The organism is Ruegeria atlantica, from assembly GCF_947495585.1.
Lineage (GTDB): Bacteria > Pseudomonadota > Alphaproteobacteria > Rhodobacterales > Rhodobacteraceae > Ruegeria > Ruegeria atlantica_G.
Genome location: NZ_CANLZK010000011.1, coordinates 93,308 through 110,360, shown reverse-complemented (window position 1 = coordinate 110,360; position 17,053 = coordinate 93,308). Strand labels below are relative to the sequence as shown.

Here is a 17,053-nt window from a genome sequence, read left to right as displayed (position 1 = left end):
GAGCGTGATAATCGGTGCCGCTTCGCAGCGTATAAAACTGCCGTTCATGTGGCGCGCAGCATATCGAATGAGATCAACTCACAGGCCGAATAACAAACCGGAACTCGGCGCGGAGAGGCAAAAAACAGCTTTGAAACAACTGCCCGTTTGCTCGCAACTGTAATTCTCTTGCGGGTAGACGGGCAAAGTACAGTGCCGCGACTTTCACCCGGTCGAGCGAATGCTACTAATCCTGGCGTCGAGCAACGGCAATTGTTGTGAACAGTGGACTTAGCTGCGCTTCATACTTCCGCCACTTCTCTTTTGACGATGAGTACAACGGCTGTCGCACCTGCTGAACGCTCGCAGTACGGATCCTACGTTTACTTTTATGGAACTCAAGACACGCGTCGTCCCAAGCCAAACCGCAATAATTGACCAGTCGGCGCGCCTCAGTATCTATATCATCGACCAACGCCTCGTATTTGACATTATAGTACGCACCCTTCGGCAAAACATCGCGCCAGTGATCCATGATGCGGCTGTAGTTGTTGTAGTAACGACCAAGCTCAACGAGGTCATAGCTGTGAAGCTGGCTGCGTTCAAACAGCCTCGTAAAACAGGACAAACAGGTGTCGAACGGGTTCCGTGCGACGTGGACGATTTTGGCGTTCGGCATCAGTGCGTGGATCAACCCAATGAGTTGAAAGTTGGCGGGCATCTTATCAACGATATACGGCATGTCGGGCGCGTGTTGGGTAAGAGCTTCGACATAGTCGCGCGCCCTTTGCCTCAGCCTATCACCGCTCGCGGTCTTAACAGCCTTTGGCACGTTGCTGTCGGTATCACGAAGCCGTCCGAATATGTTTTGTAAATCATTCAACTCGCCCGCTCCAAGAACTTTTGGATGGGCATTCAGGATGGACTCGGTCAGCGTTGTGCCCGAGCGGGGCATCCCCAGCACAAAGATCGGTCGGTCGCTTGGGATCGCATGGTTTTGCAACCGCTCAATCATGGAGCGGTCGAAAGTTGCGATCAGATCATCTGTCAGGCGATCTGTTTCCGCCGGATCATAGTTCGTGAGTGAACGTTTGATATCTGCACCACGTTTGAACTGGGCGAAAGCATCCTCGTGACGCTTTAATTTTTCATAACACTCGCCCAATGCATAGTGATAGGCGGTGGCCTTTTGCGGAAGCATCGAGGCCACGTCTGGCAGCGCCGCTTCCAGTGTCCGGAAAACGGGGCTGTCCGGCGTAATCTCCTCCAGTTTTGCCAGTGCGATTGTCGCACTCAACTGGTCGTCTGTCGTCGTGGCGACGCGTTCAAAATGCGCGCGCGCCTCATTGAAATTGCCACGTTCGATTTCCAAATGCCCTAGCGCCATGCGGCTGGATGACAGGTCTGGTTTTAGGTCCAGCGCTTTCTCATAGAAGCCGATTGCGGTCTCGGCATCGCCAAGATGCGCCTTGGTTAGGCCAACTTGATGACAAGCCGCCGCGCTTTCCGGGTCCAATCGCAAGGCGTGCTCTGCCTCGATCAATGCAAGCTTCGGATGATTTTTTTCAAACAGAATCTGCGACAGCCCAACATAGCTGTCTGCCTTGTCATCCTTCAGCGCGATCGCATTCCGAAAAGCACTTTCCGCCTTGTCCAGATTGTTCTCAAGCAAAAGAACTCGACCAAAGTTGCGAAGTAGATCTGCGTCATGAGGGAAACGTTCAAGCTGTGCCTCTGCCGTGCTGCGCGCCTGGGCGACTTTCTCGGCCTCTATCAGAACCGAGATCAGGTTGTTGGCGGTTTCAGACGAGCACGGATTGATCTTCAATGCCATTCGGTAATATTCTGCCGCCTTTTCTCGGTCGCCATTGTCACGCGCAATACTTCCGAGATTGTTGATGGCCCGGTCGAACTCTGGGTCCAGCGCCAAAGCTCGTTCCTGAGAGGCCTGGGCCTCAACCATGTTTTCCTGATCGTAGTGGACCAGCCCCAGATTGGAGTGCGCTGCGGCACTTCCCGGTGCCAGCCGGACGGCGCGCTTGCCGACCTCAGACGCTTGTTCCAATCGACCTGCGGATCGGAGGATCTCGGTGAAATTGGTCAGAACGTTGACATTGTCGGGCTGTAGCCGGACCGCCTCTGTCATCGCTTTGACTGCAGGCTCGACCTGGCCTGTCTGGAATGCGATCAGGCCCAGCAGCTGATGGGCCGGGGCGTATTGCGGAGCCGCGCGAATGATTTCAGTGAATAGCTGAACAGCCGGTTTCAGCTGCCCATTCTGATAATGCGTCATACCATGCCGAAAGGCACCCTGAACCGACATTTGCTTGCCCTGAGGCATTCTGAGAACTCCAATCTACAGTGCGGTCCGGCGGTTAATTCCACCGCCGCAGACCTGCCTAGAACAACCGCTGCGGCTCGTCCATGACCAATAGAAACCCTGAGCACAGCTACGATTGCCTGATTACCGACTACTCCGTGCCTAAGTATAAAATGCGTTTGTTTTTGCACGGATTCTGGCTTTGGTCATCTATCGCAACATCCGGCTCGACCTGATTAAGGCGCGCTTTTTGCACATGAAACGTCAGACAATCCGCTCCAACACTCTTGAGAATAGCCGGTTCGACAAGGTCCGTATCCTCCGGGTGCGGCCTGAAATTCTAATCGCATCCATCAGGTTCATTTCAGGCGGGACACGGCGCACAACTATTCGGATGGCATACGGTGCATCTCCCAGCCGCTACTGCCTAAACTAAATTAGAAATCGAACCAGAGCCTCCGTTGAGAGACAGCCCACGATCTCCGAAAGACTCTGACGATGGACAGGTTGAGACACCGCTTACTCTGATAGTTGGTCATGATAAAAAAGGCCGTTCACCAACTGAAAGCGGCTTTGCGCTGAATTGGTCTCTGAAATTACTCCAACTGCGCAAAGATCCGTCTTTGTGACAAACCACTATCATCCCTAAAACATCCAACGTGCAGTAACTGACAAATCACCTGTCCGGGAATTTTCTGAGAAGGTTCCGCCGCCTCGGATGGTGATCCGCGTATTTTCCTCTATTTGATAGTCCAAACCAAAGCGAACTTCAGCGGCGTAGCGATCATAGTTGAACACATGCGCCATCTGCTCATCACCACTTAAGCCAATCAAACTGGCGTTAACCTGATTGCTTGGATCAGTCAGATTTACCGATAGCCCGGCAGAGGCGTATACTCGTCCGAGGTCACCGCCCTCTCCAAATAGACGGCCAAATTCCAGGGTTGGTCTCAGCACCACGTCAGTATCATCCGAGCTTTGAATGGCCCAGTTCAGGGCGCCATCCCCAGATTCACTAAAGCCATCCTGGCGGGTGTGATACAGCCCCAATCCCATCCCCCAACGCAAATAGTTCGCTTTGAATTCCTGAAGATAAGTTACACGCGCATCAGCTGAGAAGCTGTGACTTGTCACATCTGAATTCGCTTCGTGACCCACCCCGCTGACGGTGTATTGACGCTGTTGATCAAGGTTCTGATGACCATATGCCGTTGAGAGGGAAAAAGTTAGCGGGCCGTTTTCATATTTAAGAATAGCTGCCGCAATGAACCTGTGACCATCTTGATCGAATCCAGATCCAGACAGCGTCACGTCTTCACCTTGAAGCAGCCCACCCAGGATCAACCCAGAGTCGACGATACGCTGTCCACCGGCAGTGAAGCCATACGTACTTTCGTCGACGGAAGCGCCTCCTCCTGCGTTTTCATAGTTGCTCACACTTCCAATAAAACCAACCCAGCCACAGTCCATTTCACGAAGGAAACCACCGGGGTTTTCTCGATTTAGGGAAGGGCAAGAGCGCAGGTTATTGTGCACGGTGTGGCTTGCTTGACGTGACGCGAACAGCGCGGCGCCTGTTTCGTCGACAATGTGGCCTGCAGAAATCGTTTCGAGTTCTTCCACACTTTCGGCGTTCAACAGTTCATTGAAGACTGTAGCAACTGCAGCCTGTACGTTTGATCCGCCGGCAGATCCGTCCGTCTCGGAATCAGTTGAACTGCCTGACCCTGTTGCGGCCGTATTGCCTTGCCCGAAGTAGTTGACAATGTTGGTTGTATTCTCATTTGTGCCAGAAGGCGCTGCGTTGATTGCATAGGTCAATTCGACGGCGTTTGTGTCCGAATAGGTCGTCCCGTCGATTGTGAAATCTTCGCCCGTAACGAGCGCGACATCATAGTCAACGAGCGCTGTGTCCGATACGGTCAGATCCTCTTCACTAAGGTCATCAGAAACCAAAACGAAAACTGATCCGCTGGTCCCATGTGAAACTTTGTTGATCCCGGTCGCGTTTACCTTCACAGCCCCTTCAAGAGAGGTCACCTTATTGGCAATGATCACGTCGACATTTTCATCGTCGGAGGCCGTGTTCATTTCCAGATCTATCAAAAGCGAACCAGTGCTACCCTGTGCCAGCGCACCGCCTGAAATTGTCGACGTAAAGATCTGATCCGACCCTCCGGGCGACAAGGTACCCAGATTGTTCAGGGTACCGCCACCACTACCCAGATCGACAATGGACCCCATGTTGAACACCCCACCGGACTCGTTTTGAAACGTGCTGCCCGTCGCATTTTCGAACAGTTTGATCGAGCCGGAAACCGTTCCGTAGTTGGAAATGGTGATCGCGCCCTGGCCGTCGGTGCCAGTGCTGTCGTAATCGTCGCTGGAGACATCCGTATAGATCACATACACGTCGTCTTCGCGGCTTGTGTCGGTGAAATCTTCGTCTGCAATCGTACCGTAGTTGTTGATCAGATTGCTGTTGCCGTCATAGAGCGAAATCACATGAGCATTGCCATCACTGCCGGAGATTGAGCTGCCTTCTCCGACATTGATGGAGATCGTACCAGCACTGTCATATCCAGTTGATGCGGCCAGGATGGCCCGGCTGTACTCTCCTGACACGTCAATGCTTGATCCGTTTGACAGGCTGATGTTCACGTCGCCGGATTCGTAGGAGGCGTCACCGTCATAGGTGAAATAGTCGTCCAGGTCACTGACATCAGATGTTTCATAAGACCCACTGCTGGATTGTGCGAAGACTCCAAACGAATAGTCACCGGTCGAGATGACGTTTGCGCCGTCCAGTGCCACATCTACGTCACCGCTGTCGCCTTCGGCACCGTTTGAACCTGCGAAATAGAAGGACAGTGCGATACTGCCCGCTGTACCGCCGCCGCCACCAACAGATTGCGCCCAGATGCCCACCGCGTTTTCGCCAGAGATATTGATGTCGGCATCGGTGGATTGCACCGACACGTCACCCCCGTCACCCCCATTGCCTGCGTCGCCGTCATAGTTAAAGCCGATATCAATCGAAAAATTGGAACCAAAAAGGTCGTCAACGCCTGCTCCAAACGCGCCTTCGACATCTCCGGCATCACCGCCGCCGCCGCCAACCGACTGCGCCCAGATACCGTTGGCGCGCGTCCCACTTGTGGTGATATCGCCGGAGTTTACGACGTTTACGGAACCGCCATGCCCACCTGCGCCTGCGGTCCCACCAATCTCTACTTTAGTCTTGATCGATGCCCCGGTGCCCGTACCGCCGGACCCGCCACCGCCGCCAACGGACTGGGCATAGATCGCTGTTGAATCGACACCGTAGGTGGTGATTGTGTGGCTGTTACTTACATCCACCTGGCCGCCGTCCCCGGCCGCGCCGCCGTCCCCGCCGATCGAGACAGTCCAGTTGGTTAAATAGCTGCTGTAGTTCTGGTAAAGGGAATAGACCGTGTAAAAGCTTACACCGGTGTCCCAAACATCGCTGGCAATTTCTTCGGCGATATCGACCCAGGATGTTGACCCATCCGAAGACGACGAGCTGGTCGATCCGGATTCCCCGCCGGTCCCGCCGCCGCCGCCTACAGATTGCGCGAAAATGCCGACCGAGACGTCATTTGTTGTGACAATTCTACCCTCGTTGACAACATCAACCAAGCCACCGTCGCCGCCGCTACCGCCCGAACCACCAAGTTCGACACCAACCTCAAAGCTAATGTTGGTATAATCTTCTGCACTTGAAACAAAGGCTATTGAGGTCGCCTCGGCCGAACCGCCATCACCTCCACCTCCACCTACGGACTGCGCAAAGATGCCATCGCCGCTGGAGCCATGCGTATGGATCGAGCCGGAATTAGTTACGCTGACTATATCACCGTCATTTCCTGTTCCTCCCTCGCCACCGACTGCAAGAGAGAGCGAAACACCACCACTGTTCCCAGTGCCGGCGGTGTAATCCAGAACGTATGTCGTGGCGGAACCGCCGTCGCCACCATCCCCGCCGATGCTTTGCGCATAGACGCCGGCAGCCCCATTTTTCAGAACTCTGATAGCGCCGTTGTTTGTGATATCCACCTCGGCACCGGCAGAGCCATCGCCACCTTCTCCGCCAACCGCAACCGAAACACCCAAGTCATATTCCGTTGTCGTCGAAATCCCGACCGCAGTGACGCTACCGCCGGTCCCTCCGGAACCACCAACGCTTTGCCCAAAAATGCCGTGGGCATAAATACCATCTGTGATAATCCAGTCATTGTTGACCACCTGCACTGCATCCGATGCAGCCCCTTCGGCACCGGAGCCGCCAACCGTTACTTTAATCGTCGCCGAGGATGTCGACAGGAAGTTGAAGTCAAACGTATATGCGGATCCGCCTGATCCACCGTTGCCGCCAATACTCTGAGCCAGAATGCCGTAGGCTTTCTCACCTGAGGTCGAAATTGCGCCGTTGCTTTCCACATAAACCGTACCGGCGGTGCCTCCGTCGCCGCCATCGCCGCCGACCGCAACTTCGACATCACCCGATACACCACCGGTATCAATCGACAAAATGCCGCTCAGAAGATCCGCGCTGATCACCGAGCTGCCGTTGCCTCCGGCACCGCCGATGCTTTGCGCCAAAATTCCGTAGCCCAAGTCCTGCGACGTCGTAATTGACCCATAGTTATAGACGCTTGTGTCATCCGCAGTACCGCCTGCGCCGCCGCCAGCACCGATACCGACGCTGATAGCGTCAGCTGTAAAAGCAGACGTCGCGATGACGGTACCGCTGTTTCCGCCCTCACCGCCTTGGGAATTGGCATAGATGCCCACACCGTTGTCGCCGCTGACAGTCAGATTGCCATAGTTTTCGACGTAAACGGTGCTGGCGGCTCCGCCATCGCCGCCTTCACCACCCACTGCGGCATCCACTGTCCCATAAGACGCCACATCAAAAGCCATGACCGACCCTGATTTACCACCACTACCACCGCGGCTTTCGGCATAGATGGCGCTTCCGTTTGAGCCTGAAACAGTGATGTCGCCTGTGTTCTTGACGCTGACTGCCCCGGATGTATCTCCGTCCCCGGCAAAACCACCAACCACAACTGCAACATCGGCGCCCGAAATTCCCGAACCGGAATAGGTGCTGCCAGAATTGCCGCCGCCGCCCGCGAGACTTTGCGCAAAAATGCCGTCGGAGTTTTCGCCTTTTGCGGTGATCTTGCCTGAGTTGGTCACGGACACGGCGTCTGAACTGCCGCCATCTCCGCCGTCTCCGCCCACAGAGACCGTTACCGATGCCGTCGACACAGTATCAAACGAAAAGGTCGTGCCGGAATTACCGCCGCCACCGCCAACAGATTGGGCATAGATCGCCGTAGAGTTATCTTCGCCCGTTGCCACATCGCCCGAGTTGTTCACCGTGACCGCAGCGGCATCTCCACCGCTGCCGCCGGAGGCACCGGTCGAGACAGCGATGGAATCGACCGATGGTGAATTGACAGTGTAGATGCTGCTGGATTTGCCGCCGCTGCCGCCCGATGACTGCGCATAAATGCCAAAGGAATGCGCCGATGACGTCGAAATATCGCCGGCTGAAGTTACGCTGACCGCCCCGCCATCGCCGCCAGCACCACCGGACCCACCGGTCGAGACGGAAACCTCCCCAAAATCATACCCGACATCAACACTCACCAGCTGGCCTGCGTTGCCGCCGCCGCCGCCATAGCTTTGCGCAAAGATACCATCAGAATGCTCACCCGAAGTCGTGATATCCGCATGCGTTTCCACGGATACCGCATCTCCGTTACCGCCGCTGGAGGCATCTTCGGTAGACCCAACCGTTAGCCCAACGCCAACACTTGCTGTAATGTTTGTGACACTGCCGGAATTGCCGCCGCCGCCGCCGCCGGACTGCGCCGAAATGCCCGCTGAGTACTCCTCGGTCGTGGTGATTGAGTACGCGGTGTCATCCTTATCAGAATACCTGACTGTGCCGCCGTCACCGCCATCGCCGCCGGTCGAGCCCACAACAACGCTGACCTCTACGCCGATATCCATGGACGAGGCGCCCTTACCGCCACCGCCGCCGATGGACTGCAAATCGACACCGTCGGAATCTATGCCTGAAGTAGAAATATTTCCAAGAACATGCTCGACCGATACTGCACCAGAACTGCCGCCGTCACCGCCGGACCCACCGACACTGCTAAATAGACCATCTGTCGAATGCCCCACGCCACCGCCGCCACCGAGCGACTGAGCGATCACGCCTTCTGAATAGTCGCCCGTCGTCGTGAGGTCAGCGGCCAGCGACACGGTAACTTCGCCACCATCTCCTCCGGTTCCGCCTGTGCCGCCGATTGACGCCAACCCTGTTCCGCCGCCGCTTTTGCCACCGCCGCCGCCAACAGATTGCGCGCTGATGGCTGCCGAGTAATTATTTGTCGTTGTGATTGTCGTGTCGTTGTTGCCCTCGACCGAAACGCCAACTGTACCGCCGTTGCCGCCAGCACTGCCATCGCCTCCGACAGATGAGATGGCGTCAGCCGAGCCGCCTTTACCGCCGCCGCCGCCAATGGACTGCGCTTCGATGCCAACGGAATATGTCCCGGCCGTTTCGATGGTACTGCCGGATAGCACTGTGACCGTAACACTACCTCCATCGCCTGCACTTTCCGATGACGCGCCCCAAGCAACAAAGGTCCCACTGGAATCTCCGGCATCGCCTGAAAACCCGGCTACCGATTGTGCAAGAATGCCGCTGGACGTGGTTGTGTCATCGTCACCATCGTCATCGGAATCATCCCCATCGCCGGTCGTTGTTAGGGTCCCTCCGAAAGTGACGTTGACATCACCTGCATTGCCAGAGCCACTGGCCGATCCACCGTCGCCATCAAAAACGTCGGCGTTGCCGCTACCGCCGTCCCCACCGGCACCACCGTAGGATCGCGCAAGAATACCAATTGAATCTTCGCCAAGCGTTGTCAGCGTTGCGTCTTCGATTACGACCGTGACAGTTCCGCCATCTCCGCCCGAAGCACCATCGCCGCCATAGGCATCACCGAGGATGTTGGTCGCATCTCCACCGTCGCCGCCATCGCCGCCCCGGCTGATCACCTCGACAGCGTGCGCCAATTGGCCGTCTGTCTCAACGATCAGTGTAGACCCTTCAGCTTGAGAAACATTCGCATCTCCAGCTCGGCCGCCGTATCCTCCGTCACCGGCATAGGCCGCAGAACCATTTTCGGCTTTACCCCCATCATTCCCGTCACCGCCAGAGCTGAGGACATAGATACCGGCTTGGTCCTCACCATTGACGTTGATATTGAGGTTCGCATTCAAATTTATAGTCAGTTCCGCCGCCGCGCCATCACCCCCATTGCCGCCATTGCCGCCCGTACTATTGGTGATCGTCAAGTAATTCTTGCCGTGACCGCCGGAACCACCTTTGCCCCCAGATGCCGTGACTTCCACGGCCGTAAAGCCGTCGCCGCTGACAGTACCTTCTACAATGGTTAGGCTTTGCGCTCCTTCAAGCGTGCCGCCATCACCACCATTGCCACCATTGCCGCTACTGGTGGCACTGGTCCTGTCCTCGCCCGAGTGACCTTTCCCGCCCGCGCCAGTGAATGACATGACAGGCGTATCGTCGCCCCCGCTGACTTCGATGGTGGAGTCGCTTCCGTCGTAATAGACAAGGATACCGTTGACGTCGTCGCCATCATCGCCGTGGCTGTTGCCTTCATCGCCGGTATTATCCACCCAGAACACATAAGTGCCTTCGTATTCGGACGAGTCGATATCGTTAAAGATGATTTCACTGATATCGTCATCAAGGTCGGTAGCGTCAATGTTAGTTTCCAAAACATCGCCGGTACAAAAATACTCAGCGGACGAAGTATCGCTTGTGTCACAGGACGCCGCAGTGGCTGACGAGGCTGTTAATATCCAAATGCCCATTAGACCGACCGAAGCCAAAGGCAAGTTCAGATAGCCCGACGTTTTGAAGTGCGCGCCAACTCGGATCAAACCAGTTACACTTTGCAACGCAGTCGTCGCCTTGAGAAAGCTGACACATTCACTGTACGCAAGGCGTGTCTTAAGACCATTCATTCGGTTTCTCCAACTGATTGCTTGGTGATTTCGGATAGCGCCAGAGGTTTTAGAACGACCATTGCAGCCCGGCCCGGAAATTTGGCCCTTGCGCGTCGCTGCCGATCTCATGTTCAGCATTCGCTTCGAATTTCATACCTGTGAGAAACTCGTGCTCGTATCCAACCAGAACACTTGCGCCTGTGAAATTGGTGGAGGCAAAGGACAGCGACTGCGTTGATGAGAATACGGTCACCGCGGCCTCGGTATCGCCCAGATCCCGGCGCAGAACGCCGGACAGTTGACCAATCACAAGACCGCCGTTGCTCAGCGATTTCTCGGCCTCGGCTCCCAGACGGGCCTCGATCACATCGGTGGTGCTATCACCGACAGTGGCGTTGGCTGAGGATCCGGTTTCGGTGTAGCGGTTATCCTTCTGACGGGTATAGCGGAGGTCCCCAAAGCCCAGCAGGCCAAAACCGTCACTAACATCAACCGCGCGCTCGACCCCGACATAAGCTGTAAACAGCGTGCCGTCGTAATCCGCATTTGCATCCGCGCTGCCGTCGATCTGGCGCGACTTTTCGGTCGATAGCCAGCCATATCCCAGTCCGGCCTCAAGGGTGTAGGCGCCAATCTGACGACCCACAGAGGCGTTCAGATAAAAGCCGTCAGTGTCGAAGTCGGTCAAATTGGTGTCTCCATCCGAGCGGAAGACGCCCAGGCCCAGGGCAAGGGCAAGGCCATTTTCCAACTGGCCGGAATACCCGGCGCTGCCATTAAACAGGGTGACATCGGTATTTGTGTCAGGCAGGTTCTCGAACCTGCGCGATGCGGCATCGATCATAACGTAGGGGCGGAAAGCGCCAAAGGTCAGAGCAGATACATGGCCCGTGGTTGTCTTGCGTGAGACCTGTGCATGCGACCCATAGCGCAGCGCGTCTGTGGAAGAACCGACTACACTGCCATAGAATGCGGTCACCTCGGCCGAGTTCAACACTTCGGACGCATCAACACTAGCGTAGACCGGGTTGAGCCCACCTTCATCGTCGACAAACCACGCCGACCGGCCATCAGACACTGTGGTTGTGAACGTTCCGGCAGCAGTCGCCGCGTCCTCGAAATAGAACACGTTGCTGCCGCCGCGGGCGTCAAGGTTCACATCATGCGCTGCGACCCGCATGGTGCCAGTCACTCGATCCTCGGTATCGACATTCAGCGTACCGCTGCCACCTTCCAGATAGATGGCATAGGCGTCGCCGCTGTCGGACGTGGCCGCGATCGTGCCCACATCGGTGATCACGCCATCGAAGTTGTCGATATAGATACCAAAGGCATCCGCTCCCGCACCGGAGGCGGTCGCGCTGATCGCCCCGCTGTTGGTCATTGCGCCGGATGTTTCACTGATAAAGACCCCAGTTGCGACGGTGGATGCCGCGCTGGACCGTGCATTCGTCGCAGAGACCTGGATTGTGCCGCTGTTGGCGAAATCCCCGTCAAGCGTATCAAACATTCTGGAACCCGCCGCGCTAATAAAGGAGCCGTCGCCCTCGGCGATTGCGACAAGCGTGCCAGAGTTTTCGACGTTGCCGGTTAGCGTACCTCCGACCGATGCGGCCACGGCACTTGCCCCATCGCCGCCATCAAGGTTCTCTGCCGTTACGCTTATCGAACCAGAATTGGTCAGATCGCCGTCTATGCCCTGCGCGTAAATTCCAAAAGCATAGGCAGAAGACCCCCCATCAGCAGAAGCCGAGATCGTGCCACTGTTGGACAAGGTTCCATTCATGGTGCCGTTGATGTTGATACCAGTTGCAGTCGCGCTGCCGTTCCGATTGCCGGTGACAACTGCGCGGATAGTACCGGCGTTCTCGATGTCAGAGTAAACGTCACGGCGGACAAAAATCCCTGACGCATTGGCCCACGATCCGCTCGTATTTTCAACACGACTCAGGATCGATCCGCTGTTGAGGATGCCTTCGCCTTCACCAAGAGTCCCACGGATCACAAGTCCTTCCGCAACTGCAAATTCAGCGCTGCCGGTGGAATTTGCAATCATTGTCCCGGAGTTTTCGAACGAGCCGTTCAGATCGTCGTTAAGATAGACACCATTGGCCGTCGCGGAAGAGCCGTCATATGCTGCCGCAGACACGGCAATTGTTCCTGAGTTCCCAATGTCCCCTGTTACCTGACCATCGACGAAGAAACCATCTGCCTCAACAACTTCGGTTCCGTTTGTAGCAACAACTGCTATCGAGCCAGAGTTGGTAAAGTTACCGCTGAGATCGCCGTCAAAGTAATATCCTCCCGCCATTGCATCTGTAGCCCCATCGCCTTGGGCATAAACTGATCCGCTGTTGGCAATGTCGCCGGTGAAATTGTCACCGACATACAAGCCGTAGGCCTCAGCTCCGCCCGAGCCGGAAACCGCACCAATTGTCATAGAGCCCGAGTTCGAAACATCGCCGCTCATCGGGCCAGCAATATGAATCCCTGACGCACCAACCGTGACCTCACCATTGGCAGAGGCACTGATCGTACCGCTGTTGTCAAAATCACCGGATGCATTGCCGATGTGGACGCCGGTTGCGACAGTGGATGCCGCACCGGTTCGCGCATTGTCTGCGAGAACGCTGATCGTCCCACCGTTTGAAAAATCACCGTCAAGCGTGTCAGCAATGTAAATACCCGCCGCGCTCATAAAGGAACCGTCGCCCCTGGCGGCTGCGACGAGTTCGCCAGAGTTTTGGATATTTCCAGTTAGCATACCTATGATCGTCACAGCTTCGGCATTTGCCCCGACGCCGCTGTCAATGCTCTCCGCAGTTGCGCTTATTGACCCTGAATTGATCAGATCTCCGACCCAATCTATGTTCATGTACAATCCATTAGCATAGGCAGAAGACCCTCCATCCGCGGAAGCCGAGATAGTGCCGCTGTTGGACAAGGTGCCATTCATGCTACCGTTGATGTTGATACCAGCTGCAACTGCGGTGCCGATCCGGTTGCCGGTGACGACGGCGCCGATTGTGCCGGTGTTGCCGATGTCAGAGTAAACGTCGCGGCGGACAAAGATACCTGTCGCATCGGCAAAGTGTCCGCTTTTGTTCTCGACGCGGCTCATGATCGATCCGGTGTTGAGGATGCCACCGTCTGCACTCAGATTCCCGCGTATCACCAGCCCTTCCGCAACAGCAGAATCATCGCTGCTGATGATATTTGTCACAATTGTCCCGGAGTTTTCGAAGATGCCGTTCAGATCACCGTCAATGTAAGAGCCCGCGATTGTTGCGTCTGTGGCCGCATCGCCTTGTACGTTAACCGATCCACTGTTGGTAATGTCGCCGGTAAAATCGTCACCGACATACAAGCCATAGGCTTCGACCCCGCCAGAACGAGAAACCGCGCTAACCGATACCGAACCTGAGTTCGAAAAATCGCCGCTCATCTCGTTGTTAACATGAAAACCTGACGCGCCGACTACAGTTTCACCGTTGGCAGATGCGCTGATCGTGCCGCTGTTGGAGATATTTCCGGACATACCCCCGTTCACGACAAGACCGTCTGCAAAGGCCAATCCAATAGCATTGGATGTACCGTCATCGGCAATTGAAGCAGTTGAAATAGTTCCTGAATTCGAGAAATTTCCGTCAAAGTCTTCGTCGATGAAAAAACCGGCGGCTCCTGCCAGCGCTATATGCGTGTCCGTATCCAGCCCCAGGTTCGCGGTTGCCGCGCTGGACGAGACCGAGCCGGAGTTGGAGATATTGCCGGTCATGTCCTCATCGACGTACAAACCATATGCTTCGGCTTCAGATTCCTGCGTATTGGCGTGCGCTGTGATGGTACTTGAATTGGAAAAACTTCCGTCGAGGTCGCCCAAAACCTCGGTTGCGACAGCGGTTGCATCAAATTGCGCAGCAGCCTGCAAGACGATGCTACCGCTGTTGGCGACATCGCCCGTCACTCCGCCAGTGACATGCAGGCCATAAGCTTCAGCATCGTCGGTCCCGCTGTTCGCCTGCAGCAAAATCGTCCCACTGTTGTTGAAATCACCGCTCAGCCCACTGCTGATTTCGGCAAAAACAGCTTCGGCGCCGGAACCGGTTTCAGCAAGAAGTGTGACTGTTCCGCTGTTGGAGATGTTGCCGGTCATCCCTCCGGAGACAACAAGCACAAGGGCTTCTGCCTCTTCGGTTTGGTCATTCGCAACTGCTGTGACCGTGCCAGAGTTGCTGAAGCTACCCTCCAAGCCTCCAGAGATATCGAACCCGATCGCTGTCGCAGAGGATTGCCCGACGGCATTCAAGCGGATGGTGCCGCTGTTGGTGATGTCGCCAATCATTCCATCGTCGACATCAAGAGCCAGTGCTTCGCCCTCCCAATCAAAACCGTCAGCAATCGCGATGATCGTACCGGAATTGGTGAAATCCCCATCAAGGGTCCCGGATACTGCAAATGCAATTGCCGTTGCAGAACGTTCCGCGTCAGCCTGTAGTGAGACGCCACCAATGTTCGTGATATCGCCATCCATGTCGCCTTCAACTCGGAAGGCAAAAGCTTCGGCTCCGTTAGCCTGACTGCTTGAATCCGCGGTGATCGTACCTGAGTTGGAAAAACTTCCGTCGAAGTCGCCCAAAACCTCGGTTGCGACAGCGGTTGCATCCAATTGCGCAGCAGCCTGCAAGGCAATGTTACCGCTGTTGTTGATGTCGCCGGCCATCTCGCCATCGACCCCAAGAGCAAGGGATATCGCATCTTCAACCTGCCCGTTTGAATTCACGGTGATCGTGCCGGAATTTGTATAGTCTCCGTCCAAATCCCCGAAAAAAGCAAACGCAATGGCTGTTGCGGAGTTCTGCCCATCGCCTTGCAATGAGATTGTTCCGCTGTTGGTGATATCCCCGGCCATCCCGCCGTCGACGATAAGCGCTGCGGCCAGTGCGGTTTCGCTAATTGAATCGGTCGCCTGTAATGTGATCGTTCCGCTATTTGCAAAGCTGCCGTTCAAGCCACCTTTTATGCCCGCGAAGATTGCCGTCGCGTCGTCTCCGCCCTCGGCCACGATATTGGCAGCGCCGCTGTTACTTATGTCGCCGGTCATTTGCCCGGCAACATTCAGCGCATAGGCGCCCGCTTCATTGTCAGTTGAAATTGCGGTTACTAAAATGGTTCCGGAATTGCCAAAGTTACCGTCCAGAGTCCCGGACAAATCGAATGCACTGGCAGATACCGATGCAGACGCATTGCCTTGAATGGCAATAGTTCCACCGTTGCTTAGATCGCCGCTTGTGTCCCCTTCGACATAAACACCTGCGGCATTGGCTTCGCCTGTCGCACTTTCAGAAACAGCCGTAATCGTGCCGATGTTCGTGACATTGCCGACCTGGTCACCTTCGACATTGTAACCCCAGGCGTCCGCATCACCTGCGGCTTCGCTTGCCTCAGCTGAGATCGCACCGCTGTTCTCAAACACACCGGTTACAGTCCCTTGAACCTGTATTCCGACAGCATCAGCTTCACCAATTGCATCGCTACCCGTCGCATTGATTGTGCCGGAATTGAGTAAGTCGCCGCCCAAGTCTTCGCCGAACAGGATACCGATGGCCGACAGGTCGACAGCGTCCTCTGCCGTGGCGGAGATCGTGCCAGAATTGGCGACACTGGTGTTTACACTGTCGTCGAACCACATTCCAATCGCGAGAGCCGACGAAGCGTCGCTCCCCCGCGCAGCAATCGTCCCAGCGTTCAATACAGACGCTGTTGATTCGACTTGTTTTTGAATAAACATGCCGACTGGATTAGCAGATCCTGTGCCCGTAGTTTCAACATCAACCTCAATTGTACCGTTGTTGACATAGGTTCCGGCAACGGCTCCGCCAAAATTGATACCGGTGCCGGCGGCAAGCGACGTGGACAGAAAGTCAATGTCGATTGTACCGTTGTTGATGACCTGACCCGTTTGCTCCAGCTTACTACTCAGGGTAACGCCAAGCCCGGCCCCGGCAGAGGATGGTCCTGAAATCGTGCCATCATTTGTGAAGGTACTGGAATAGGCAGGGCGAATTTGAACAGCGACGAAAATCCCAGCGGTCGTAGTCAGATTGACCGCGCCCGTTTCGGTAATTGTCAGGTCTTCATCGTCAGCAAGAACAACCCCTGTGTTCTGTGACCCCGAGATAACCTCGGCTGCCGAAATCCCATTCGACAGTACTACCACAGACACTGACGCCAGGAGCAGCGAGGGAGCTATACTTGCGACCGCTCCTTTCCATTTTACCAAACGCCCGCCTCGTGCCGCGACCTGAGGGGCGCGCCGTTCACTTATGCAATTTTTCACAGGAGACCTTTTGAATGTTGAGCTTACTGAACAGGCTCAAATTCGGCATTTTGCACCGGCATTGAATCCGCCTGGCAGTCGGTATGTGAGATATGTCTCGTTCTGAATTTCCACCGCATCCTCAACCTCTGAGCTGACGCACAGTAAGACTTGGCCAACCTTGCGGGATCAAGGACAGTTCACGCAATCGACCGGACAGTTTGCGCCAATCAGTGCCTCTGGACGCAGCAAAGGCATTCGAAGTGGAACTCCGGATCAAATAATTGTCATTCCTGCAGTCGGTCGCTAGACGAACAAAATGTATCGTGGCAGCGATATGCTGCAGCTGCCTGAGC

Annotated in this window: 3 protein-coding genes; all 3 read right to left on the bottom strand. The window is 55.5% G+C overall.

Annotated features, from left to right (window positions below):
* Window positions 1–226: 226 nt before the first annotated feature.
* The 3 genes from QMP16_RS17400 to QMP16_RS17390 all read right to left on the bottom strand — a co-directional run bounded on the left by QMP16_RS17400 (window position 227) and on the right by QMP16_RS17390 (window position 16,604).
* Window positions 227–2,320, bottom strand: coding sequence for a tetratricopeptide repeat-containing sulfotransferase family protein (locus tag QMP16_RS17400; protein ID WP_282153410.1), 2,094 nt, complete (start codon window positions 2,318–2,320; stop codon window positions 227–229).
* A 624-nt stretch (window positions 2,321–2,944) separates the two neighbouring features.
* On the bottom strand, window positions 2,945–10,399 hold the full coding sequence (locus QMP16_RS17395; protein WP_282153409.1) for a hypothetical protein: 7,455 nt from the start codon (window positions 10,397–10,399) through the stop codon (window positions 2,945–2,947).
* Between the two features lie 49 nt (window positions 10,400–10,448).
* A complete protein-coding gene (locus tag QMP16_RS17390) occupies window positions 10,449–16,604 on the bottom strand; it encodes an autotransporter outer membrane beta-barrel domain-containing protein (RefSeq protein WP_282153408.1) in 6,156 nt (2,051 codons plus the stop codon).
* Window positions 16,605–17,053: the final 449 nt, after the last annotated feature.

Coding starts and splice junctions, on each gene's coding strand:
- QMP16_RS17395 (WP_282153409.1), bottom strand. CDS start 10,399: ATGAATGGTCTTAAGACACGCCTTGCGTACAGTGAATGTGTCAGCTTT.
- QMP16_RS17400 (WP_282153410.1), bottom strand. CDS start 2,320: ATGCCTCAGGGCAAGCAAATGTCGGTTCAGGGTGCCTTTCGGCATGGT.